The organism is Variovorax sp. GW821-FHT10C12 (genome assembly GCF_059415405.1).
The window spans coordinates 2,142,920-2,166,727 of the sequence record NZ_JBWKNE010000001.1 but is presented as its reverse complement, the minus strand read 5'-3'; the positions used below and the strand labels follow the sequence as shown (position 1 = coordinate 2,166,727).

The following is a 23,808-nucleotide window of genomic DNA, read 5'->3' as shown; positions in this document are numbered from 1 at the left end:
TCAAGAATAAGGCGGTCAGGGAAACAAGAAAAAGGTTCTGTCTTATGAGTGAAGCTGTGGGCGGCAAGGAAGAAGTCAGTGCGCTTGCCAGGGGGTTGTCGCTGCTGAAGGTCATCGGGATGTCAGCGGCACCCGTCGGAAACCGGGAATTGGCCGACACCACTGGCATCCCGAAGGCCACGGTGTCGCGCCTCACGGCGACGTTGGTGGGGGCGGGGTTTCTGCGGCAGTCGCAGGACAGCGAGCGCTTCAGCCTGGGGCCGGTGCTGCTCGACATGAGCAGCCGCTACCTGCGCAATTTCGACCTGAGGTCGCTGGCGCGTCCCCATCTCGGCAACCTGGCGGAACTGTCGGGCGCCAGCATCCACATGGCGGTGCGCGACGATCTGGACATGCTGGTCATCGACTCGCTGCGTCCGCGCTCGGCGCTCATCAGCTCCCGCATCGACGTCGGCTCGCGCATGTCGATCGCCACCTCCGCCTCCGGCCGTGCCTACATCGGCGCCTTGCCCTCGGCCGAGCAGTCGGCGCTGCTGGAGCAGATCCGGCTCGAAACCGGCGAGAACTGGCACGCCATCGAACCGCGCCTCATCGCCAGCCTGGAAGAGTACGCCCGCCTGGGCTACTGCACCTCCTTCGGCGAATGGAACCCCCAGATCCACGCCCTGGGCTTCGCGCTCGAAGGCCCGCGCGGCGAACGCTACGGCGTGAGCTGCGGCGGCCCCGCCTACCTGCTGCCAAGGGAGACCATGCTGAGCCGCGTAGCCCCCCGCATGCTGGAAATCGCCCACCGCATCGCCACCGAAGCCGGCACCCTCACCTTGGACTGAACGAGGCCGCGCCGCAGGCGCAGGCCCCTTCGCGAGACGCCGCGGAACCGGCTTTGCCGGGCCGCAGGCGTCGCCCCCGGAAGGGGGTTGGCGAAGCGACACGAAGTGCGCGCAGCCTGGGGGAGAACCTATACAGCGGCTTCTAGGCCGTTGAGGAAGTGCTCGCGCATGCGCGCCATCGCCGTGGCGGCATCGCGCGCCTCGATGGCCGCCATCACCGCGCGGTGCTCCGCCAGCGATTCGGCAATGCGCCCCGCCTTCAGCAGCGAGTTGTGACGATTGAGCTTCATCACCTTGCGCAGGTCGGCCACCATCTGGTCGCGCCACTTGTTGTTGGCAATGGCCAGCAGGCTCATGTGGAAGCGCTCGTTCACCGCAAAGAAGTGCTCGCGGTCTTCCTTGCCGGGGGCGGCGGCGGCTTCCAGTTCGGCGTGCAGCGCTTTCAGTTCGGCGCGCTGGGCGTCGGTGGCGCGCTCGGCCACCACGCCGGCGGCGTCGCTCTCGAGCAGCGAGAGCAGGTGATACACATCGGCCAAATCCTGTTCCGACACCTCGGTGACGTAGGCGCCGCGGCGCACCTTCATCGTCACCAGCCCTTCGGCGGCCAGCACTTTCAGCGCCTCGCGCAGGGGCGTGCGGCTGATGCCGTATTCCTCGGCCAGCTTGAGTTCGTCGATCCAGCTGCCGGGCTCCAGCTCGCGGCGGAAGATTCGCTGGCGCAGGAGCTCGGCCACCTCTTCATAGAGGGCGCGGGGGGTCAGGGTGACGGCGGACATGGGCTGCACTGTACTTCAAAAAATGCGTTTGAATTAATAATTACGGATGGGTTAGACTTGTGAACGGCTTGCAAATCCGTGCAAGCGACCTTGCGAATCCCGTCAGACCACCGCCTGGAGCGGCGCCTTCCATGAGCAGCAGCACACCCGAACCCACCTACAAGCCGGCCGATCTCGACGCCTGGGCCAAGTCCGCCGCCAAGTCGGCGCCCGGCGGCGACGTGAATGCGCTGAACTGGATCACGCCCGACGGCATCAGCGTGAAGCCGCTGTACACCGCAGCCGACCTGCAAGGCCTGAAGTACACCGACACGCTGCCCGGCTTCGAGCCCTACCTGCGCGGCCCGCAGGCCACCATGTACGCGGTGCGCCCCTGGACCATCCGCCAGTACGCCGGCTTCTCCACGGCCGAAGAATCGAACGCGTTCTACCGCAAGGCGCTGGCCGCCGGCGGCCAGGGCGTGAGCGTGGCCTTCGACCTGGCCACCCACCGCGGCTACGACAGCGACCATCCGCGCGTGACCGGCGACGTCGGCAAGGCCGGCGTGGCCATCGATTCGGTCGAGGACATGAAGATCCTGTTCGACCAGATCCCGCTCGACAAGGTGAGCGTCTCGATGACGATGAACGGTGCCGTGCTGCCGGTGCTCGCGGGCTATGTGGTCGCGGCCGAAGAGCAGGGCGTGGCGCAAGACCAACTGAGCGGAACCATCCAGAACGACATCCTCAAGGAGTTCATGGTCCGCAACACGTACATCTTTCCGCCGGCGCCGAGCATGCGGATCATTGGCGACATCATCGAGTACACGGCGCAGAAGATGCCGAAGTTCAACTCGATCTCGATCAGCGGCTATCACATGCAGGAAGCCGGCGCCAACCAGGCGCTGGAGCTCGCGTTCACGCTGGCCGACGGCAAGGAATACGTGAAGACCGCGCTGGCCAAGGGCCTGGACGTCGACGGCTTTGCCGGGCGCCTGAGCTTCTTCTGGGCCATCGGCATGAACTTCTATCTGGAAGTGGCCAAGATGCGCGCGGCGCGCCTCTTGTGGTGCCGCATCATGAAGGAGTTCAACCCCAAGAACCCCAAGAGCCTGATGCTGCGCACGCACTGCCAAACGTCTGGCTGGTCGCTCACCGAGCAGGACCCGTACAACAACGTGGTGCGCACCACCATCGAGGCGATGGCTGCGGTGTTCGGCGGCACGCAATCGCTGCACACCAACGCGCTCGACGAAGCCATTGCGCTGCCCACCGAGTTCAGCTCGCGCATCGCGCGCAACACGCAGCTCATCATCCAGGAAGAGACGCACATCACGAACGTGATCGACCCCTGGGCCGGCAGCTACATGATGGAAAAGCTCACGCAGGACATGGCCGACGCCGCCTGGACCATCATCGAAGAAGTCGAGGCCATGGGCGGCATGACCAAGGCCGTGGACAGCGGCTGGGCCAAGCTCAAGATCGAGGCCGCCGCCGCCGAGAAGCAGGCGCGCATCGACTCGGGCAAGGACGTGATCGTCGGCGTCAACAAGTACAAGCTCAAGAGCGAAGACGCGATCGACAGCCTGTCGATCGACAACGTGAAGGTGCGCGACCAGCAGGTGGCGCGCCTGCAGAGCATCCGCGCCTCGCGCGACAACGCCAAGGTGCAGGCCGCGCTCGACGCGCTCACCGACGCCGCCGAGAACAACACCGGCAACCTGCTGGCGCTGAGCATCGACGCGGTGCGTGCGCGCGCCACCGTCGGCGAGATTTCGGATGCCCTCGAAAAGTCCTTCGGCCGCCATCGCGCCGACACGCAAAAGGTGACCGGTGTGTACGCTGCCGCCTATGACTCGGCCGAAGGCTGGGAAGCGCTGAAGACCGAGATCAACGACTTCGCCGAAGCGCAAGGCCGCCGTCCGCGCGTGATGATTTCCAAGCTGGGTCAGGACGGGCACGACCGTGGCGCGAAGGTCGTCGCCACGGCGTTCGCCGACCTGGGCTTCGACGTCGACATGGGCCCGCTGTTCCAGACGCCCGAAGAGTGCGCGCGCCAGGCCATCGAGAACGACGTGCATGCCGTGGGCGTGAGCACGCTCGCTGCCGGCCACAAGACCCTCGTGCCGGCCATCATCGAAGAGCTGCGCAAGCAGGGCGCGGACGACATCATCGTCTTCGTCGGCGGCGTGATCCCACGCCAGGACTACGACTTCCTGTACGAAGCCGGCGTCAAGGGCATCTACGGCCCGGGCACGCCCATCCCGGCCAGCGCCAAGGACGTGCTGGAGCAGATCCGCGCGGCCGTCGCAGTCTGAGACGAAGCGACGTGGGCGATCTCTTGTCGCGGCTGTCGCTGCAGCCCGTGGATTCCAGCGATTTCGAAGACATGCTGGCCGTGCGCATCGATGCGATGCGTCCGAGCCTGGAGCGCGTCGGCCGTTTCGACCTCACGCGCTCGCGCGAGCGCCTGTCGGCCGGTTTCGTGGTGCCGTACATGCACCACATCGTGCTCGACGGTGAGCAGCGCCTGGGCTTCATCACGCTCAAGCCCGAGGACGCGGATGCGCTGCGCCTCGATCACCTGTACCTGCGCACCGGCTTCCAGGGGCGCGGCATCGGCGAATGGGCGCTGCGCTGGGCCAAGGCGCAGGCGCGCGAACAGAAGCTGGACATCAAGCTCACCGCGCTCGTGCAGAGCGACGCCAACCGCTTCTACCAGCGGCACGGCTTCGTGCTCGAAGGCGAGGAGGGCGTCGACCTGCACTACCGCTGGCGCGTGGCGTCGGAGGCCGCGTGCTGAACACCGTCGGCGCGCTTGAACGCGCGCTCGCCGATGCGCCGGGCATGGCGCAGCGGCGTGCCATCGCCAAGGCGATCACGCTGCTCGAATCGACGCGCGCCGACCACCGCGCGCAGGCCGACGAACTGCTCACGGCCTTGCTGCCGCGCACTGGCGCATCGTTTCGCCTCGGCATCTCGGGCGTGCCCGGCGTGGGCAAGTCGACCTTCATCGAGACGCTGGGCCTGCTGCTGATCGGCAAGGGCCACCGCGTGGCGGTGCTCACCATCGACCCGTCCTCCACCGTGTCGGGCGGCTCCATCCTGGGCGACAAGACGCGCATGGAGCGCCTGTCGGTGCACGAGCGCGCCTACATCCGCCCCAGCCCCTCGAGCGGCACGCTCGGCGGCGTGGCCGAGAAGACGCGCGAGGCCATGCTGGTCTGCGAGGCCGCGGGCTATGACATCGTGATCGTCGAGACCGTGGGCGTGGGCCAGAGCGAAACGGCGGTGGCCGGCATGACCGACATGTTCGTGCTGCTGCAGCTGCCCAACGCGGGCGACGACCTGCAGGCGATCAAGAAGGGCGTGATGGAGCTGGCCGACCTGGTCGCCATCAACAAGGCCGACATCGACCGCGACGCCGCCACGCGCGCGCAGGCCCAGATCACCTCGGCGCTGCGCCTGTTCGGCCACCAGGGCAACCCCGACCATGCGCACGCCGTGCACGACGCGCACAGCGGCGTGGAGCGCCGCTTCTGGCTGCCCAAGGTGCTGCAGCTGAGCGCGCTCGCCGGCACCGGCGTCGACGCCTTCTGGGACGCCGTGCTCGAATTCAAGGCGCTGCAGACCGCCAACGGCAAGCTCGCGAAGCGCCGCGAAAAGCAGGCCACCGCGTGGATGTGGGAACGCATCGACGCCGGGCTCAAGCAGGCATTCCGCCAGCACGCGCAGGTGCGCGAGCTGCTGCCGCAACTCACGCAGCAGGTGGCCCAGGGCAGCCTGCCGGCCTCGACGGCGGCGCGCCAGCTGCTCGCCGCGGCAGCCATCACCGCCCGGGTGTGACACCCCGGCCCCCACAAGACTCTCCCAGCAATCCAGAACCACAGCTTCGGAAGCACACCATGCAAGAACTGATCGAACAACTCGAAAAGAAGCGCGCCCAGGCGCGACTCGGCGGCGGGCAGAAGCGCATCGACGCGCAGCACGCCAAGGGCAAGCTCACGGCGCGCGAGCGCATCGAGCTGCTGCTCGACGACGGCACGTTTGAAGAGTGGGACATGTTCGTCGAGCACCGCTCGGTCGACTTCGGCATGGCCGAGCAGAAGATCCCCGGCGACGGCGTGGTCACGGGCTACGGCATGATCAACGGCCGCCTCGTGTTCGTGTTCAGCCAGGACTTCACGGTCTTCGGCGGCGCGCTCAGCGAAGCCCACGCCGAGAAGATCTGCAAGGTGATGGACCAGGCCATGAAGGTCGGCGCACCGGTCATCGGCCTGAACGATTCGGGCGGCGCCCGCATCCAGGAAGGCGTGGCCTCGCTGGGCGGCTATGCCGACGTGTTCCAGCGCAACGTGATGGCCTCGGGCGTGGTGCCGCAGATCAGCATGATCATGGGCCCGTGCGCCGGCGGCGCGGTGTACTCGCCCGCCATGACCGACTTCATCTTCATGGTGAAGGACAGCAGCTACATGTTCGTCACCGGCCCCGAGGTGGTGAAGACCGTGACGCACGAGAGCGTGACGGCTGAAGAACTCGGCGGCGCCATCACCCACACCACGCGCAGCGGCGTGGCCGACATGGCGTTCGAGAACGACGTCGAGGCGCTGATGATGCTGCGCCGCCTGTACAACTACCTGCCGCTGAACAACCGCGAGAAGCCGCCGGTGCGCCTGGGCAACGACGGCCAGGGCGATCCGGCCGACCGGCCCGACTACTCGCTGGACACGCTGGTGCCCGACAACCCGAACAAGCCCTACGACATCAAGGAACTGATCCTGAAGGTGGTGGACGACGGCGATTTCTTCGAGCTGCAGCCCGACTACGCGAAGAACATCGTGATCGGCTTCGCGCGCATGGAAGGCCAGACGGTCGGCATCGTGGCCAACCAGCCGCTGGTGCTGGCGGGCTGCCTGGACATCAAGAGCAGCATCAAGGCCGCGCGCTTCGTGCGCTTCTGCGATGCGTTCAACATCCCCGTCATCACCTTCGTCGACGTGCCCGGCTTCATGCCTGGCACCGGCCAGGAGTACGGCGGCATCATCAAGCACGGCGCCAAGCTGCTCTACGCGTATGCGGAGTGCACGGTGCCGAAGATCACCGTCATCACGCGCAAGGCCTACGGCGGCGCGTACGACGTGATGGCCTCCAAGCACCTGCGCGGCGACGTCAACCTGGCCTGGCCGCGCGCCGAGATCGCGGTGATGGGTGCCAAGGGTGCGGTGGAAATCATCTTCCGCGAAGACAAGAACAACCCCGAGAAGCTCGCGGCCCGCGAAGCCGAATACAAGGCCCGCTTCGCCAACCCGTACGTGGCCAGCGCGCGCGGCTACATCGACGACGTGATCCTGCCGCACGAAACGCGCAAGCGCATCTGCCGCTCGCTCGTGATGCTGCGCGAGAAGAAGCTCGAGAACCCGTGGCGCAAGCACGGAAACATTCCGCTCTGAGCCGCACGGAGAAAGAAGAACATGTTCAAGAAGATCCTGATCGCCAACCGTGGCGAAATCGCCTGCCGCGTCATCCAGACCGCGAAGAAGATGGGCATCCTCACCGTCGCCGTCTACTCCGACGCCGACAAGGAAGCCCGCCACGTCGAGCTGGCCGACGAGGCCGTGCACATCGGCGCCGCGCCCAGCCGCGAAAGCTACCTGCAGGCCGACCGCATCATCGCGGCCTGCAAGAAGACCGGCGCCGAGGCCGTGCACCCGGGCTACGGCTTCCTGTCGGAGAACGAAGCCTTTGCGCGCAAGGTCGAGGAAGAGGGCATTGCCTTCATCGGACCGAAGCACTATTCGATCGCGGCCATGGGCGACAAGATCGCCTCGAAGAAGCTGGCGAACGAAGCCCAGGTCAACACCATCCCCGGCTGGAACGACGCCATCGAGACGGCCGAGCGCGCCGTCGAGATCGCCAAGGACATCGGCTACCCGGTGATGATCAAGGCCTCGGCCGGCGGCGGCGGCAAGGGCCTGCGCGTGGCCTTCAACGACAAGGAAGCCTTCGAAGGCTTCACCTCGTGCCGCAATGAAGCGCGCAACTCCTTCGGCGACGACCGCGTGTTCATCGAGAAGTTCGTCGAGGAGCCGCGCCACATCGAGATCCAGGTGCTGGGCGATTCGCACGGCAACGTCATCTACCTGAACGAGCGCGAGTGTTCCATTCAGCGCCGCCACCAGAAGGTGATCGAGGAGGCGCCGTCGCCCTTCATCACCGACGCCACGCGCAAGGCGATGGGCGAGCAGGCGGTGCAGCTGGCCAAGGCCGTGAAGTACCAGAGCGCGGGCACGGTGGAGTTCGTGGTCGGCAAGGACCAGAGCTTCTACTTCCTGGAGATGAACACGCGCCTGCAGGTGGAGCACCCGGTGACGGAGTGCATCACCGGCCTGGACCTGGTCGAGCTGATGATCCGCGTGGCGGCCGGCGAGAAGCTGCCGCTGGCGCAGGCCGACGTGAAGCGCGACGGCTGGGCCATCGAGTGCCGCATCAACGCCGAAGACCCGTTCCGCAACTTCCTGCCGTCGACGGGCCGCCTGGTGAAGTTCCAGCCGCCGGCCGAGAGCATGTTCGCGAGCGACACCGGCCACCTGCACGGCGTGCGCGTGGACACCGGCGTGTACGACGGCGGCGAGATCCCGATGTACTACGACTCGATGATCGCCAAGCTCATCGTGCACGGCAAGGACCGCAACGAGGCCATCGCCCTGATGCGCGAGGCGCTCAACGGTTTCGTGATCCGCGGCATCAGCAGCAACATCCCGTTCCAGGCCGCGCTGCTGGCGCATCCGAAGTTCGTGGCGGGCGATTTCAACACCGGCTTCATCGCCGAGCATTACGGCAAGGGCTTCCATGCGGAAGACGTGCCGCACGCCGATCCGTCGTTCCTGGTGGCGCTGGCCGCCTTCGTCAACCGCCGCTACCGCGCGCGCGCCTCGGGCATCAGCGGACAGCTCGAAGGTCACGGCGTGAAGGTGGGCGAGCAGTTCGTGGTGGTCGAGCTGGGCCCCGAGGGCAAGCACGTGCACCACGCGGTGTCGGTGAGCGACTTCCAGGACAAGACCGGCGCCAGCGCGGTCACGGTGGGCGACAAGCGCTACCAGATCGAGAGCGACTTCGCGCTGGGCGCGGTGCGCGTGCAGGGCACGGCCAACGGCAAGCCCTTCACGGCGCAGGTGGAGCGCGGCGCGGGCAAGAACCCGCTGGCGCTGCGCGTGTCGCACGACGGCACGCAGATCGAGACCATGGTGCTGTCGCCGCTGGGCGCGCGCCTGCTCGAGCTGATGCCCTACAAGGCACCGCCCGACCTGAGCAAGTTCCTGATGTCGCCGATGCCGGGCCTCTTGGTCGAGGTGTCGGTGCAGCCGGGGCAACAGGTCCAGGCCGGCGAGAAGCTGGCCGTGATCGAGGCCATGAAGATGGAAAACGTGCTGTTCGCCACGCAGGACGGCGTGGTGGGCAAGATCTCGGCGGCCAAGGGCGAATCGCTCGCCGTCGACCAAATCATTCTGGAGTTCAACTGATGGGTGCCAACGACCTGCAACAGGCAGCAATCACGCTGCACCGCCCGGCCAAGGCCGTGGCGACGCCCCGGGGCCCCTGGTCCGTGGAGGCCATCCAGGCGCTGCTGGACAAGCCCTTCATGGAACTGCTGTTCGAGGCGCAGACCGTGCACCGCCGGCATTTCCCCGAAGGCGACATCGAGCTGGCCACGCTGCTGTCGGTGAAGACCGGCGGCTGCCCCGAGAACTGCGGCTACTGCCCGCAGTCGGCCGAGTTCGACACCGGCGTGAAGGCGCAGAAGCTCATGGAGGTCGACGAGGTGGTGCGCGCCGCGCAGGCCGCCAAGGACGCCGGCGCCACGCGCTTTTGCATGGGCGCCGCCTGGCGCGCGCCCAAGGACCGCGACGTCGAGAAGGTGGCGGTGCTGGTCGAGGCCGTGAAGGGCCTGGGGCTGCAGACCTGCGCCACGCTGGGCATGCTGGAGCCGCACCACGCGCAGCAGCTCAAGGCCGCGGGCCTGGACTACTACAACCACAACCTGGACACCGCGCCCGAGTACTACACCGACGTGGTCGATACGCGCACCTACCAGGACCGCCTGGACACGCTGGCGGCTGTGCGCAGCGCCGGCATCAGCGTGTGCTGCGGCGGCATCGTGGGCATGGGCGAGCAGCCGGTGCACCGCGCCGGGCTGATCGCGCAGCTCGCGAACATGGACCCGTACCCCGAGTCGGTGCCGATCAACAGCCTGGTGCGCGTGCCCGGCACGCCGCTGGCCGACTCGGAGCCGGTCGATCCCTTCGACTTCGTGCGCATGATCGCCGTGGCCCGCATCACCATGCCGACCGCGCGCGTGCGCCTGTCGGCCGGCCGCCAGCAGATGGGCGAGGCGGTGCAGGCCCTGTGCTTCATGGCCGGCGCCAACTCGATCTTCTACGGCGACAAGCTGCTGGTCACCGGCAACCCCGACGTGGATGCCGACGTGCAGCTGCTGCGCAAGCTCGGCCTGCGCTCGCACCGCACGCAGGAGCAGGCGGAAGAAGGCGGCTGCGCATGACCGCGCCACGTCCCTTCAAGGTGCTGGGCATTCAGCAGATCGCCATCGGCGGCCCCGACAAGCTGCGCCTGCAGAAGCTGTGGGTCGACATGCTGGGGCTCGAGGTGACGGGCACCTTCCGCAGCGAGCGCGAGAACGTCGACGAGGACATCTGTTCGATGGGCAGCGGCCCGTTCAAGGTCGAGGTCGACCTGATGCAGCCGCTGGACCCCGAGAAGAAGCCTGCCGTGCACACCACGCCGCTGAACCATGTCGGCCTGTGGATCGACGACCTGCCCCAGGCCGTCGAATGGCTCACGGCGCAGGGCGTGCGCTTTGCGCCGGGCGGCATCCGCAAGGGCGCGGCCGGCTTCGACATCTGCTTCCTGCACCCCAAGGCCAACGACGAGTTCCCGATCTCGGGCGAGGGCGTGCTGGTCGAGATGGTGCAGGCGCCGCCCGAGGTGGTGACGGCCTTCAACGCACTGGCCGCTACGCGCTGAGCGCTTTCCTGACCGGCGGCTTCACGTCGGCGTGCCGGGGCGGCAGCATCGGCTGGTGCTCGCGCGCCGGATTCAAGATGATCGAGGTCGCGGTCTCGGTCAGGATGCAGAACTTGGCGAGCACCGCATCGAGGTGCGGCACGTCGATCACGGCGATCTCGAGGATCCAGCTGTCCTCGCCGGTCACGTTGTAGGCATTGACGCACTCGGGCGTCTCCTGCATCAGCTTCACCACGAGGTCGTAGTCGGCGCGACCGACGCGGATGATCCCGCGGATGCCGTAGCCCAGTCGCGTGAGGTTCACGGTGGCGCGGTAGCCGGTGATGACGCCGGCGGCTTCCAGCTTTTTCACGCGCTCGGTCACGGCCGGCTGGCTCAGGTGCACGCGGCGGCCCAGCTCGGCCATGCTCAGGCGGGCGTCGGCCTGCAGTTCGGCCAGGATGCGGGTGTCGTGGGCGTCCAGCGTGGGGGTCAAGGTGAAGTCCATGGAAGTCCTTTAAATCGGCGGTGCGGTGCAAGCAGAACCATGAAATTCGCATGGCTGCCGGCGGGTGGCTTTCATACCATGACGCACACCTGATACCAATAAGAGACACCCTCGCCATGTCGACACTCGCACCCACTGCGCAGGCCGCGCCTGCTTCTTCGCGCCCCCGGCTGACGCCGCTGCTGTGGCTCTGCCTGGCCGCCACCTGGGTGGTCTGGGGCTCGACCTACCTGGCCATCAAGTACGCGCTGATCAGCTTTCCGCCGTTCCTGCAGATGGGCTCGCGCTTCCTGGTCGCGGGCGTGCTGCTGGCGGCGTGGATGCGCTGGCGCGGCACGCCCTGGCCGTCGCGCCTGCAGTGGCGCAATGCGTTGGTCGTCGGCGCGCTGATGCTCGGTGGCGGCATGGGCGGCACGGCCCTGGCCGAGGTGTCGATCGGCTCGGGGCTGGTGGTGGCGTTCATTGCCGTCATTCCGTTGCTGATCGCACTGTTGAACCTGATCTGGGGCGTGAAGCCGGCGCGGCTCGAAGCGGCCGGCATTGCGCTGGGGCTCGTCGGCGTGTTGATGCTCACGCAGGGCAGCGGCTTCAAGGCTTCGCCCGAGGGGCTGATCGCGATCTGCGTGGCCTGCATCTGCTGGTCGCTCGGCAGCGTGCTGAGCCAGCGCAGTCTGCCGCTGGCTCCCGGTGCGATGGGTTTTGCGAGCGAGATGCTGTGCGGCGGCGTGGTGCTGATGGTGCTGGCCGCGGTGTCGGGCGAAACGATGAGCTGGCCGCCGCAGCCGGTGGCGCTGGGGGCGTGGGTCTATCTCGTGGTGTTCGGCTCGCTGATCGCGTTCAACGCCTACATGGTGCTGCTCGCGCAGGCGCCGGCCGGGCTGGCGGCGAGCTATACCTTCGTCAACCCGGTGATCGCGATGCTGCTGGGCGTGTGGATCGCCCACGAGACGGTCACGCGCTTCGAGTGGTACGCCGTGGGCGTGGTGCTGGCGGGCGTGCTGCTGTTGCTCTTCAAGCGCCCGCAGAAGGGCTGATCGAACAGCTCAGGCCGGACGGCGCCAGAAGGCGAGGGTGGCGGCCAGCAGCCACATGCCGACGGCGCAGCTGCGGTTGAGCACCTTGAGGCCGCGGCGCGAGAGCCAGCGCACGGCCTGCGTGCCGGCGCCGGCATAGGCCAGCATCACGCAGGTGTCGAGCACCACGAAGATCGCGCCCAGCACCAGGTACTGCATGCCCTGGGGCTTGGCGGTGTCGATGAACTGGGGCAGGAAGGCGGCGAAGAACAGCACCGTCTTCGGGTTCGACAGCGCCACCATCAGGCTGCGCACGAGGGCGATGCGCCCGTGTGGTCGGACCTCGACGGCCGACTTGGCCAGCGCTGTGCCCAGGTCGGTCGCTTCGCTGCGCCACAGCTTGATGCCGAGCCACACCAGGTAGGCCACGCCCGCGACGCGGATCGCGTTGAAGAGCCATTCCGAGGCCGCGAGCAGCGAGCCCAGCCCGAGCGCCACGACCGCGATCAGTGAGACGCTGCCGAGCGACGCGCCCGCGATGCCCCAGCTGGCGCGGCGCATGCCGCCGTCGATGCCGTTGGACAGCGCCAGCAGCATGGTCGGACCGGGGATCACCGCTAGGGCAAGCGAGGCGACGGCGTAGATCAGCAGGGTGTCGAGGGTCATGGTTTGGTGGCGGCCTGGCGTTGTTCGGCGGCGGCCCGGGCGCGCGCGAGGGCGGCTTCGACGATCGAGCGCTTGCGCGTGTCGGCGGCTTGCGGTTCGGCAGCGGCAGGTGCGGGTTCGGCCTCGCGCTTCGCGGTGTCGCGATGTTGGGCGTGCAGCTTGTAGCGCTGCAAGGCGGCCTGCGCCTGTGCCTGCGACCACGCCTGCCAGCCGCTGCGGCCGGGGGTTTCAACCTCGAGCGAGATGCAATCGACGGGGCACACCGGAATGCACAGCTCGCAGCCTGTGCAGTGCGCCTCGATCACCGTGTGCATGCGCTTGTTGATGCCGATGATCGCGTCGGTCGGGCAGGCGTCGAGGCAGAGCGTGCAGCCGATGCACCAGGCCTCGTCGATGACCGCCATGGCGCGCGGGCCCTCGGTGCCGAACTGCGGATCGAGTGGTTGTGCGGCGCGGCCGGTGAGCAGCGCCAGGCGCTCGATGCCTTCGGCACCGCCGGGCGGGCATTGGTTGATGTCGGCCTCGCCGTCGGCGATGGCCTGCGCATAACCCGCGCAATCGGGATAGCCGCACCGTGTGCACTGCGTTTGAGGCAGTGCGTCGTTGATGCGTGCGGCCAGCCCGTTCACGGTGGGTGATGCGCGCGACTCAGCGCGCGGCGCTGGCGCGGGGCTTCTTTGCCGCTGCGGCCGGCTTCTTGGCAGCCGGCGCGGCCTTCACGGCGACCGCTTTCTTGGCGGCGACCGGCGTCTTGCGGGCCGCAGCGGTGGCCACGGCCTTCAGCTTCTGGCCGGGCTTGATGCGGTCTTCGGCCGGCAGCTCTTCGCGCGCACCGGCGCGGCGCTGGGGCTCGTCGCTGGCGGCGATGAAGTTGCGCACCTTCGGGTAGACCAGGTCGCGCCAGCGGCGGCCGCTGAAGATGCCGTAGTGGCCCGCGCCCTTGACTTCGTAGTGCTCGCGCTTGGCATCGGCGATGCCGGTGCACAGGCTGTGCGCGGCCTGGGTCTGGCCCGAGCCGGAGATGTCGTCGAGCTCGCCTTCGACGGTGAGCAGGGCGGTGGCGTGGATGTCTTGCGGACGCACGCGCTCCACCTGGCCGGCGGGGTTCTTCACGTCCCAGGTGCCGTTGACCAGGTCGAAGTCCTGGAACACGGTGCGGATGGTCTCGAGGTAGTAGTCCGCGTCCATGTCGAGCACGGCGTTGTACTCGTCGTAGAACTTGCGATGGGCTTCGGCGCTGGCGTCGTCACCCTTGATCAGGTCCTTGAAGTAGTCGTAGTGGCTGCTGGCGTGGCGGTCGGGGTTCATGGCCACGAAGCCCGTGTGCTGCAGGAAGCCCGGGTAGACCTTTCGGCCCGCGCCCGGGAAGCCTTGCGGCACGCGATAGATCACGTTGTTCTCGAACCACTCGAAGCTCTTGTTGGTCGCGAGGTTGTTCACGGCCGTGGGCGATTTGCGCGCATCGATCGGGCCGCCCATCATGGTCATCGTGAGGGGCAGGGGCTCGCCGCGGCTGGCCATGAGCGACACGGCTGCCAGCACCGGCACGGTGGGCTGGCACACGCTCACCACGTGGCAGTTGCCGTACTCGGCCTGCAGGCGGCGGATGAACTCCTGCACGTAGTTGATGTAGTCGTCCAGGTGGAACTCGCCGTCGGACAGCGGCACCAGGCGCGCATTCTTCCAGTCGGTGATGTAGACCTTGTGGTCCTGCAGCATGGTGCGCACGGTGTCGCGCAGCAGCGTGGCGTAGTGGCCCGACAGCGGCGCCACGATCAGCACCACGGGCTGGCTCTTGAGCGTCTTGAGGATGTGCGGTTCGTCGGTGAAGCGCTTGAAGCGGCGCAGTTCGCAGAAGGGCTTGTCGAGCTCGACGGCCTCCTGGATCACGACGTCTTCGCCGTCGACCTTGACGGACTTGATGTTGAACTCGGGCTTCTCGTAGTCCTTGCCCAGCCGGTACAGCAGGTCATAGCCGGCGGCCATGCGCTGTGCCATCGGCAGTTGGCTCCAGACGGCGCCGGGGCCGTAGAGCTTGGAGGCGGCCTGGGCGAAGTCCGAGAAGGGCTCCATCAGGGAACGCTGGGCTTCGTAGAGTTGATAGAGCATCGCGGGTCTTTGAGTGGATGTTGCAGTGCAATATATCAGTGCATTTGCCGCGGCGCAGGGGGCCGAACCCTAGCCCGAAGCGGGCTGGATTCGCCTTCTGTGGCCGAATGTGAACGAATCGTCAAAAAGTCGATTCACTCACACCCGGTTGTCACCTAGATGACCTTCGCAATCGACGCGCAGACGTAGTCGATGTTCTTGCTGTTGAGCGCGGCGACGCACATGCGGCCGGTGTCGGTGCCGTACACGCCGAACTCGTTGCGCAGGCGCACCATCTGGTCCTTGGTGAGGCCCGAGTAGCTGAACATGCCGATCTGGGTGGTGATGAAGCTCATGTCTTCCTTCACGCCGGCGGCCTTCAGGCCGTCGACCAGCTTCTGGCGCATGGCCTTGATGCGCACGCGCATCTCGCCCAGTTCTTTTTCCCACAGGGCGCGCAGCTCGGGGGTGCCGAGCACCGCGGCCACCACGGCGCCGCCGTGGATCGGCGGGTTGCTGTAGTTGGTGCGGATGGCGATCTTGAGTTGCGACAGCACGCGGCCGGCTTCTTCCTTGTTCTCGCACAGCACCGACAGGGCGCCGACGCGTTCGCCGTACAGGCTGAAGCTCTTGGAGAACGAGGTCGACACGAAGAAGGTCAGGCCGGCGTCGACGAACTTGGCGACAGCCGCGCCGTCTTCCTTCAGACCGTAGCCGAAGCCCTGGTAGGCCATGTCGAGGAAGGGCACGAGGCCCTTGGCCTTGACGGCAGCAACGACCAGGTCCCACTGCGCGGGGGTGATGTCGTAGCCGGTCGGGTTGTGGCAGCAGGCGTGCAGCACGACGATGGTGCCGGCCGGTGCCGCGTTCAGGGCGGCCAGCATGCCGTCGAAGTTGATGCCGCGCTGGGCGGCATCGTAGTAGGGGTAGCTTTCGACCGTGAAGCCGGCGTTGGTGAACAGCGCGCGGTGGTTTTCCCAGCTCGGGTCGCTGATCAGCACGGTGGCGTTGGGGTTGAGCTTCTTGAGGAAGTCGGCGCCGACCTTCAGGCCGCCGGTGCCGCCGATGGCCTGGATGGTGGCCACGCGGCCCGAGGTGACGGGCTCGCTCTCGGGGCCGAAGACCAGGCCCTTGACGGCGTTGTCGTAGGCCACGATGCCGTCGATCGGCAGGTAGCCGCGGGCCGAGGGGGCCTTCATCATGTTCTGCTCTGCGGCCTGCACGCACTGGAGCAGGGGCAGCTTGCCGTTGTCGTCGTAATACACGCCGACGCCGAGATTGACCTTGAGGGGGTTGGTGTCGGCTGCAAATTGCTCGTTGAGGCCGAGGATCGGGTCGCGCGGCGCCATTTCGACCGCGGTGAACATAGACATGGAAAGGTCCTTTGGGATGAAAGCTTCGCTGGCAACCGGAGGAGGCTTTATCCTTTCCGGTTGCCTTGAATTTTACCGGCGCCACGCCACCTGTCGGGAACAGCCATGCCAGAGAACACCGAAGCCATAGCAGACCTGAAGAAAGTCGACCCGATCGGGCCGGCGAAACAGGGCGAATTCATCCGCTATCCCGATTCGCCGTTCGAGCTGTTCCAGCCTTATCCGCCGGCAGGCGACCAGCCCACGGCCATCGACGGCCTGGTGGCCGGGGTGCTCGACGGCGAGGTGTACCAGACGCTGCTGGGCGTGACGGGCTCGGGCAAGACCTTCACCATGGCCAACGTGATCGCCCGGCTGGGCCGCCCGGCCATCGTGTTCGCGCCCAACAAGACACTGGCGGCGCAGCTGTACAGCGAATTCCGCGAGTTCTTTCCCAAGAACGCCGTCGAGTACTTCGTGAGCTACTACGACTACTACCAGCCCGAGGCTTACGTGCCGCAGCGCGACCTGTTCATCGAGAAGGACTCGTCGATCAACGAGCACATCGAGCAGATGCGCCTGTCGGCCACCAAGAGCGTGCTGGAGCGGCGCGACACGGTCATCGTGGCCACGGTGAGCGCCATCTACGGCATCGGCACGCCCGAGGACTACATGGAGATGCGGCTGATTGCCCGCGTCGGCGACAAGGTCGGCCAGCGCGACCTGATCTCGCGGCTCATCCGCATGCAGTACACGCGCAACGAGCAGGACTTTGCGCGCGGCACGTTCCGCGTGCGCGGGGACACCATCGACGTGTTCCCGGCCGAGCACAGCGAGCTGGCCATCCGCTTCGAGCTGTTCGACGACGAGATCGAGTCGTTGCAGCTGTTCGACCCGCTCACCGGACGCATCCGCCAGAAGGTGCCGCGCTTCACGGTGTACCCGTCGAGCCATTACGTGACACCGCGCGACAAGGTGCTGGCGGCGGTGGAAACCATCAAGATCGAACTGGCCGGCCGGCTCAAGGAGCTGACCGGCTCGGGCAAGCTGGTCGAGGCGCAGCGGCTGGAGCAGCGCACGCGCTTCGACCTCGAAATGCTGGCCGAAATCGGCCACTGCAAGGGCATCGAGAACTACACGCGGCACCTTTCGGGCGCGGAGCCTGGCGACCCGCCGGCGACGCTCACCGACTACATGCCGAAGGACTCGTTGATGTTCCTCGACGAGAGCCACCAGATGATGGGCCAGCTCAGCGCCATGTACAACGGCGACCGGGCGCGCAAGGTCACGCTGGTCGAGTACGGCTTTCGCCTGCCGAGCGCGCTGGACAACCGGCCGCTCAAGCTCGAGGAGTTCGAAAAGCGGGTGCGCCAGTGCATCTTCGTGTCGGCCACGCCGGCGCAGTACGAGAAGGACCACGCCGGCAACGTCGTCGAGCAGCTGGTGCGGCCGACCGGGCTGATCGACCCCGAGGTCGAGGTGCGTCCCGCCACGCACCAGGTGGACGACGTGCTGGGCGAGATCCGCATCCGCGTCGAGAAGAACGAGCGCGTGCTGATCACCACGCTGACCAAGCGCATGGCCGAGCAGCTCACCGACTACCTGAGCGACAACGGCGTGAAGGTGCGCTACCTGCACAGCGACGTCGACACGGTCGAGCGGGTGGAAATTTTGCGCGACCTGCGCCTGGGCTCCTTCGACGTGCTGGTGGGTATCAACCTGCTGCGCGAAGGATTGGACATTCCCGAGGTGTCGCTGGTGGCGATCCTCGATGCCGACAAGGAAGGCTTCCTGCGCGCCGAGCGCTCGCTGATCCAGACCATCGGCCGCGCGGCGCGCAACCTGAACGGCAAGGCCATTCTTTATGCCGACCGGATGACCGAGTCGATGAAGAAGGCCATCGGCGAAACCGAGCGCCGCCGCACCCGGCAGATTGCCCACAACGAGGCGAACGGCATCACGCCGCGCAGCATCGTGAAGCAGGTGCGCGACCTGATCGACGGCGTCTACAGCGAGAAGACCGGCAAGGAAATGGCCAAGCTCGACCTGGAACGCGCCAAGGTCGAGGACATGAGCGAGAAAGACATCGCCCGGGAAATCAAGCGGCTCGAGAAGCAGATGCTGGAGCACGCCCGCAACCTCGAGTTCGAGAAGGCGGCCCGGGTGCGCGACCAGCTGGCGCTGCTGCGCGAGCAGGCGTTCGGGGCGTCGGGTGGCGACAACATCCCCGGTTTGGCGTCCTGATTTCGGCTAGGCCATAAGTTCGCTTTCTTCAAGCGAGCCGCGCTGGGGTTTACCCGAGCAGATCTCAGGGGCATCTGCTATACTTGACCGAAATACTCAACAACAAAGAACTTCGCGATGAAGGACCGACTCCTACCGGCTGGTTCACCAGCGTCGGGGTCGGGCAGGGCGGAGACGAAGTCACCGCGGCCCAAGGCTGTGGTGTCATTTCAACGGTAAGCACTTGAAGGAGCTTGCGATGCGTCTCACTACCAAAGGCCGTTTTGCGGTCACAGCAATGATCGATCTGGCGTTGCGTCAGAACACCGGTCCGGTCACGCTGGCTGCGATCAGCCAGCGGCAGCAGATTTCGTTGTCGTACCTCGAACAGCTGTTCGGCAAACTGCGCCGCCATGAGCTGGTCGAATCGACCCGCGGCCCCGGCGGCGGCTACAGCCTCGGACGCAAGGCGGCGGACATCACGGTCGCCGACATCATCGTGTCCGTCGACGAGCCGATCGATGCCACGCAGTGCGGCGGCAAGGAAAACTGCCTCGGTGAGCAGGGTCGCTGCATGACGCACGAACTCTGGGCCTCGCTGAACCAGCGCATGGTCGAGTTTCTTGACTCCGTCACGCTGCAGAAGCTGGTCGACGACCAGATCGCCAAGGGCGTGCAGATCGAGAACAAGCCGGTCGTCAAGCGCGCCATCTCGGCCCAGCCGGTGGTCAAGCCCATTCGCGTGAATGCGCCGAATTCGGTCTTCGCTCTCGGCAACGTCTTCGCGAAGTCCTGACCTGATTGAGTCCGGCGATGCCTGCGGGCATCGCCCCGAGTTTGCCCCGACCTCATAAAACAACCCCCACGCCAGCCCGAGCCAGCCATGGACGTCACTCCTCATTTCCCGATCTATCTCGATTACGGCGCCACCACGCCGGTTGACCCGCGTGTGGTCGACGCCATGATTCCCTGGTTGCGCGAACACTTCGGCAACCCGGCATCGCGCAGCCACGCCTGGGGCTGGGAAGCCGAAGAGGCGGTCGAGAAGGCGCGCGGCCAGGTGGCCGACCTGATCAACGCCGACCCGCGTGAGATCGTCTGGACATCGGGCGCCACCGAGTCGATCAACCTGGCCCTCAAGGGCGCGGCCCAGTTCTACAAGGGCAAGGGCAAGCACCTGATCACCCTGAAGACCGAGCACAAGGCCGTGCTCGACACCATGCGCGAACTCGAGCGCCAGGGCTTCGAAGTGACCTACCTCGACGTCGAGGAAAACGGCCTCGTCGACCTCGAGAAGTTCAAGGCGGCGATTCGCCCCGACACCATCCTGGCCAGCGTGCTGTTCGTGAACAACGAAATCGGCGTGATCCAGGACGTGGTCGCGTTGGGCAATGTCTGCCGCGAAAAGGGCGTGATCTTCCACGTCGACTCGGCCCAGGCCACCGGCAAGGTCGACATCGACATCACCAAGCTGCCCATCGACCTGATGAGCCTGGCTTCGCACAAGACCTACGGTCCCAAGGGCATCGGCGCCCTGTACGTGCGTCGCAAGCCGCGCATCCGCATCGAAGCGCAGATGCACGGCGGCGGCCATGAGCGCGGCATGCGCTCGGGCACGCTGCCCACGCACCAGATCGTCGGCATGGGCGAGGCCTACCGCATCGCCAAGCTCGAGATGAAGGACGACATCGCCCACGCAGCGCGTCTGCAGAAGCGCCTGCTCGACGGCCTGAAGGATGTCGAACAGGTCTTCATCAACGGCGACCTCGAGCGCCGCGTGCCGCACAACCTGAACATGAGCTTCAACTACGTTGAAGGCGAGTCGCTGATCATGGGCATCAAGGGCCTGGCGGTGTCGTCTGGTTCGGCCTGCACCTCGGCCAGCCTGGAGCCCAGCTATGTGCTGCGCGCCCTGGGCCGCAGCGACGAGCTGGCCCACAGCAGCCTGCGCATGACCATCGGCCGTTTCACGACCGAAGAAGAAATCGACTACGCCATCTCGACCATCAAGCACAACGTCGCCAAGCTGCGCGAGCTGAGCCCCCTGTGGGAGATGTTCCAGGACGGCGTCGACATCAGCACGATCCAGTGGTCGGCCCACTGACCCAGGCCAGCCCAAGGCTCCACGATTGAACAAAGTTTGAGAGGTACACCATGGCATATTCTTCCAAGGTCATCGACCACTACGAAAATCCCCGCAACGTCGGCTCCTTCGAAAAGGGCGACGACTCGGTAGGCACCGGCATGGTCGGCGCACCGGCTTGCGGCGACGTGATGAAGCTGCAGATCAAGGTCAACCCCGAAACCGGCGTGATCGAAGACGCACGCTTCAAGACCTACGGCTGCGGCTCGGCCATCGCCTCGTCGTCGCTCGTGACCGAATGGGTCAAGGGCAAGACGCTCGACGAAGCGGCAGCCCTCAAGAACGCGCAGATTGCCGAAGAACTGGCACTGCCGCCGGTCAAGATCCACTGCTCGATCCTCGCGGAAGACGCCATCAAGGCGGCCGTGAGCGACTACAAGGCCAAGCACGGCGCCAAGACCCCCGAGTCGACCGCCGAAGCTGCTGTTCACTGAGATGGCCGTCACGCTGACCGAAGCCGCTGCGCGCCACGTCACCCGCTACCTCGGCAAACGGGGCAAGGGCGTGGGCGTGCGGCTGGGCGTGAAGACCACCGGCTGCTCGGGCCTGGCCTACAAGCTCGAGTACGTCGACGAGTTCACGCCTGAAGACGTGGTGTTCGAAGACCACGGCGTGAAGGTGCTGGTCGACCCGAAGAGCCTGGCCTACATCGACGGCACGCAGCTCGACTTCGTGCGCGAAGGCCTGAACGAGGGCTTCAAGTTCATCAACCCGAACGAACGTGATCGCTGCGGCTGCGGCGAAAGTTTTCGCATCTGATGCGTCGTCGCTGACCGCGACCACAGCCGCCACCATGTCATGTGCTGGCGGTTTTTTCTTGCCATGAATCTGAACGACACCGACTTCCAACTGTTCGCCGTCCCGGCGACCTTCGCGCAGGACCGCGCCGTGCTCGACGCGCGCTGGAAGGAGCTGCAGCGCGAGGCGCACCCGGACCGCTTTGCCGCGCAGGGCGCCGCGGCGCAGCGCGTGGCCATGCAGTGGTCGGTGCGCATCAACGAGGCCTACCAGCGGTTGAAAGACCCGATCCGCCGCGCGAGCTACATCTGCGAACTCAACGGCGCGCCGCTGAATGCCGAGAACAACACGGCGATGCCCGGCGCCTTTCTGATGCAGCAGATGGAGTGGCGCGAAGCGCTCGACGACGCCCGCGACATCGCCGCCGTCGAGCTGCTGCAGGAGGACGTCGAAACCACGCGCGCCCGCGCACTCTCGTCGCTCGACTGGCTGATCGACGAAAAGGGCGACTACCCCGGCGCCGTGCAGCAGGTGAGAGCCCTCATGTTCATTGAGCGCTTCGGCGAGGACGTCGAGAAAAAATTCGATCAGTTGGGACAATAAGCCCTTATGGCTCTTCTTCAGATTTCCGAACCCGGCCAGGCGCCCGATCCGCACCAGCGCCGCATTGCCGTGGGCATCGACCTGGGCACCACGCATTCGCTGGTGGCCTCGGTGCGCAACGGCGTGGCCGAGTGCCTGCCCGACGACCAGGGCCGCGTGCTGCTGCCCTCGGCCGTGCGCTACCTCGACGGCGACCGCCGCCAGATCGGCTTCGAGGCCGTGGCTGCGCGCGCGCAGGACCCCGCCAACACCATCACCTCGGTCAAGCGGCTCATGGGCCGCGGCCTGGCCGACATCGCGAACCGCGACGCCATGTCGTACCGCATCGGCGGTGACGACGGCGGCATGGTCAAGGTGCAGACCTCGGCCGGCGAGAAGTCGCCCGTCGAGATCAGCGCCGAAATCCTGGCCACGCTGCGCTATCGCGCCGAAGACACCTTCGACGACGAGCTCTACGGCGCCGTCATCACCGTGCCGGCCTACTTCGACGAAGGCCAGCGCCAGGCGACCAAGGACGCCGCGCAGCTCGCGGGCCTGAACGTGCTGCGCCTGATCAGCGAGCCGACGGCTGCGGCCATTGCCTATGGCCTGGACAACGCGAGCGAAGGCGTCTACGCGGTCTACGACCTGGGCGGCGGCACCTTCGACATCTCGATCCTGCGGCTCACGCAGGGCGTGTTCGAAGTGATTGCCACGGGCGGCGACTCGGCCCTCGGCGGCGACGACTACGACCACGCCATCGCCGACTTCGTGCTCGCGCAGACTGGCCGTCAGGCCGGCAGCGACAACGACCGCGCCGCACTGCTCGTGGCCGCGCGTGCCGCCAAGGAGGCACTGACCGATGCCGAGTCGACCCTCTTCAGCGCCGCGCTGGCGGGCGGCAAGGCCGAGTTCACGCTGACCCGCGCGCAGTTCTTTGCCGCCACGCAGGCACTCACCGATCGCACCCTCGCAGCCGTGCGCAAGGCGCTGCGCGACGCGAAGCTCAAGCCCGAAGACCTGCAGGGCATCGTGCTCGTCGGCGGCTCCACGCGCATGCCGCAGATCCGCAGCGCAGTGGCCGCTTATTTCGGCCGCGAGCCGCTGATCAACCTGAACCCCGACGAGGTCGTGGCGCTCGGCGCTGCCATTCAGGCCAACCAGCTGGCCGGCAACAACGGCGCGGGCGAGCTGCTGCTGCTCGATGTGATCCCGCTGTCGCTCGGCATCGAGACCATGGGCGGCCTGGTCGAGCGCATCGTGCCGCGCAACCAGACCATCCCCACCGCGATGGCGCAGGACTTCACGACCTACCAGGACGGTCAGACCGCGCTGGCGCTGCACGTGGTGCAGGGCGAGCGCGACCTCGTGTCCGACTGCCGCAGCCTCGCGCGCTTCACGCTGCGCGGCATCCCGCCGATGGCTGCCGGTGCGGCGCGCATTCGCGTGACCTTCACCGTCGATGCTGACGGCCTGCTGAGCGTGAGCGCCAAGGAGCAGGGCAGCGGCGTCGAGGCCAGCGTGGCGGTCAAGCCCTCGTACGGCCTGTCGGACGACCAGATCGCGACCATGCTGCAGGAGAGCTTCTCCACCGCCCAGCAGGACATGCAGGCCCGCGCGCTGGTGGAATCGCGCGTCGATGCCGACCGCATGCTGCTGGCCACGCAGAGCGCGCTCGATGCCGACGGCGACCTGCTGAACAGCGAAGAACGCGCCGCCATCGACGCCTCGATGGCACGGCTGCGCGACGTTGCCAAGAGCAGCAACGAAGCCGCCGTGATCGAAGCCGCCACGAAGGCGCTGGCCAATGACACCGAGGCCTTCGCCGCCCAGCGCATGAACGCGGGCATTGCACGCGCGCTCGCAGGCCGCAAGGTCGAATCCCTGTAGAC

The 23,808-nt window shown here is 66.7% G+C and carries 22 protein-coding genes; 16 read left to right on the top strand and 6 right to left on the bottom strand.

Annotation, left to right across the window (positions count from 1 at the left end):
- Positions 1-44 precede the first annotated feature (44 nt).
- Complete coding sequence (locus AC07OH_RS10345; protein ID WP_495300534.1) at positions 45-830, top strand: IclR family transcriptional regulator; 786 nt, start codon at positions 45-47, stop codon at positions 828-830.
- Positions 831-958: 128 nt separating this feature from the next.
- On the opposite strand, the gene AC07OH_RS10340 is transcribed toward AC07OH_RS10345, so the two are convergent.
- The gene (locus tag AC07OH_RS10340) at positions 959-1,606 is read right to left on the bottom strand and encodes a GntR family transcriptional regulator (protein ID WP_095947169.1); all 648 of its coding nucleotides are present in this window, start codon (positions 1,604-1,606) and stop codon (positions 959-961) included.
- Positions 1,607-1,737: 131 nt separating this feature from the next.
- Here AC07OH_RS10340 and scpA point away from each other — a divergent pair, with 131 nt between their 5' ends.
- The 7 genes from scpA to AC07OH_RS10305 are packed head-to-tail and all read left to right on the top strand — an operon-like array spanning position 1,738 to position 10,624.
- Positions 1,738-3,903 (top strand): methylmalonyl-CoA mutase, encoded by a 2,166-nt coding sequence (gene scpA / locus AC07OH_RS10335; protein WP_369646668.1) that lies wholly within the window; start codon positions 1,738-1,740, stop codon positions 3,901-3,903.
- Positions 3,904-3,914: 11 nt separating this feature from the next.
- Positions 3,915-4,388 carry a GNAT family N-acetyltransferase gene (locus AC07OH_RS10330; RefSeq protein WP_062473207.1) on the top strand — a complete coding sequence of 158 codons (474 nt, stop codon included), beginning with the start codon at positions 3,915-3,917 and terminating at the stop codon, positions 4,386-4,388.
- A complete protein-coding gene (gene meaB / locus AC07OH_RS10325) occupies positions 4,382-5,431 on the top strand; it encodes a methylmalonyl Co-A mutase-associated GTPase MeaB (protein WP_307693158.1) in 1,050 nt (349 codons plus the stop codon). The genes AC07OH_RS10330 and meaB overlap by 7 nt, the downstream gene beginning before the upstream one ends.
- A 59-nt stretch (positions 5,432-5,490) precedes the next feature.
- A complete protein-coding gene (locus tag AC07OH_RS10320) occupies positions 5,491-7,035 on the top strand; it encodes an acyl-CoA carboxylase subunit beta (protein WP_099790205.1) in 1,545 nt (514 codons plus the stop codon).
- Between the two features lie 21 nt (positions 7,036-7,056).
- A complete protein-coding gene (gene accC / locus AC07OH_RS10315) occupies positions 7,057-9,105 on the top strand; it encodes an acetyl-CoA carboxylase biotin carboxylase subunit (RefSeq protein ID WP_495300533.1) in 2,049 nt (682 codons plus the stop codon).
- Positions 9,105-10,142, top strand: a complete 1,038-nt coding sequence (gene bioB / locus AC07OH_RS10310) for a biotin synthase BioB (RefSeq protein WP_495300532.1) — start codon at positions 9,105-9,107, stop codon at positions 10,140-10,142. Before accC ends, bioB begins: the two co-directional genes overlap by 1 nt.
- Positions 10,139-10,624 (top strand): VOC family protein, encoded by a 486-nt coding sequence (locus AC07OH_RS10305; protein ID WP_495300531.1) that lies wholly within the window; start codon positions 10,139-10,141, stop codon positions 10,622-10,624. The genes bioB and AC07OH_RS10305 overlap by 4 nt, the downstream gene beginning before the upstream one ends.
- Here AC07OH_RS10305 and AC07OH_RS10300 read toward each other — a convergent pair.
- Positions 10,614-11,111 (bottom strand): Lrp/AsnC family transcriptional regulator, encoded by a 498-nt coding sequence (locus tag AC07OH_RS10300; RefSeq protein ID WP_495300530.1) that lies wholly within the window; start codon positions 11,109-11,111, stop codon positions 10,614-10,616. The genes AC07OH_RS10305 and AC07OH_RS10300 overlap by 11 nt on opposite strands.
- A 116-nt stretch (positions 11,112-11,227) precedes the next feature.
- Here AC07OH_RS10300 and yedA point away from each other — a divergent pair, with 116 nt between their 5' ends.
- Complete coding sequence (yedA, locus tag AC07OH_RS10295; protein WP_495300529.1) at positions 11,228-12,145, top strand: drug/metabolite exporter YedA; 918 nt, start codon at positions 11,228-11,230, stop codon at positions 12,143-12,145.
- Positions 12,146-12,154: 9 nt separating this feature from the next.
- Here yedA and AC07OH_RS10290 read toward each other — a convergent pair whose 3' ends face one another.
- From AC07OH_RS10290 to AC07OH_RS10275, 4 genes are all read right to left on the bottom strand, one after another.
- On the bottom strand, positions 12,155-12,790 hold the full coding sequence (locus AC07OH_RS10290) for a LysE family translocator (protein WP_492676657.1): 636 nt from the start codon (positions 12,788-12,790) through the stop codon (positions 12,155-12,157).
- Complete coding sequence (locus AC07OH_RS10285; RefSeq protein ID WP_495300528.1) at positions 12,787-13,419, bottom strand: RnfABCDGE type electron transport complex subunit B; 633 nt, start codon at positions 13,417-13,419, stop codon at positions 12,787-12,789. Before AC07OH_RS10285 ends, AC07OH_RS10290 begins: the two co-directional genes overlap by 4 nt.
- 19 nt (positions 13,420-13,438) lie before the next feature.
- On the bottom strand, positions 13,439-14,899 hold the full coding sequence (locus tag AC07OH_RS10280) for a polyhydroxyalkanoate depolymerase (protein WP_495300527.1): 1,461 nt from the start codon (positions 14,897-14,899) through the stop codon (positions 13,439-13,441).
- 155 nt (positions 14,900-15,054) lie between these two features.
- Positions 15,055-16,251 carry an amino acid aminotransferase gene (locus AC07OH_RS10275; protein ID WP_307586982.1) on the bottom strand — a complete coding sequence of 399 codons (1,197 nt, stop codon included), beginning with the start codon at positions 16,249-16,251 and terminating at the stop codon, positions 15,055-15,057.
- 105 nt (positions 16,252-16,356) lie between these two features.
- Between AC07OH_RS10275 and uvrB the strand changes: the two genes are divergently transcribed.
- From uvrB to hscA, 7 genes are all read left to right on the top strand, one after another.
- Positions 16,357-18,474, top strand: a complete 2,118-nt coding sequence (uvrB, locus tag AC07OH_RS10270; RefSeq protein ID WP_307693153.1) for an excinuclease ABC subunit UvrB — start codon at positions 16,357-16,359, stop codon at positions 18,472-18,474.
- A gap of 238 nt (positions 18,475-18,712) precedes the next feature.
- On the top strand, positions 18,713-19,249 hold the full coding sequence (iscR, locus tag AC07OH_RS10265) for a Fe-S cluster assembly transcriptional regulator IscR (protein ID WP_056580055.1): 537 nt from the start codon (positions 18,713-18,715) through the stop codon (positions 19,247-19,249).
- Between the two features lie 87 nt (positions 19,250-19,336).
- Positions 19,337-20,557 carry an IscS subfamily cysteine desulfurase gene (locus AC07OH_RS10260; protein WP_489058440.1) on the top strand — a complete coding sequence of 407 codons (1,221 nt, stop codon included), beginning with the start codon at positions 19,337-19,339 and terminating at the stop codon, positions 20,555-20,557.
- 50 nt (positions 20,558-20,607) lie between these two features.
- Entirely contained in the window at positions 20,608-21,030 is a 423-nt protein-coding gene (gene iscU, locus AC07OH_RS10255; RefSeq protein ID WP_062473231.1) for a Fe-S cluster assembly scaffold IscU, read from the top strand.
- Position 21,031: 1 nt separating this feature from the next.
- Entirely contained in the window at positions 21,032-21,355 is a 324-nt protein-coding gene (iscA, locus tag AC07OH_RS10250) for an iron-sulfur cluster assembly protein IscA (protein WP_007828190.1), read from the top strand.
- A 63-nt stretch (positions 21,356-21,418) separates the two neighbouring features.
- Positions 21,419-21,937, top strand: a complete 519-nt coding sequence (gene hscB, locus AC07OH_RS10245) for a Fe-S protein assembly co-chaperone HscB (RefSeq protein WP_495300526.1) — start codon at positions 21,419-21,421, stop codon at positions 21,935-21,937.
- Positions 21,938-21,943: 6 nt separating this feature from the next.
- Positions 21,944-23,806 carry a Fe-S protein assembly chaperone HscA gene (gene hscA, locus AC07OH_RS10240; protein ID WP_495300525.1) on the top strand — a complete coding sequence of 621 codons (1,863 nt, stop codon included), beginning with the start codon at positions 21,944-21,946 and terminating at the stop codon, positions 23,804-23,806.
- The last annotated feature ends 2 nt before the right edge of the window (positions 23,807-23,808 follow it).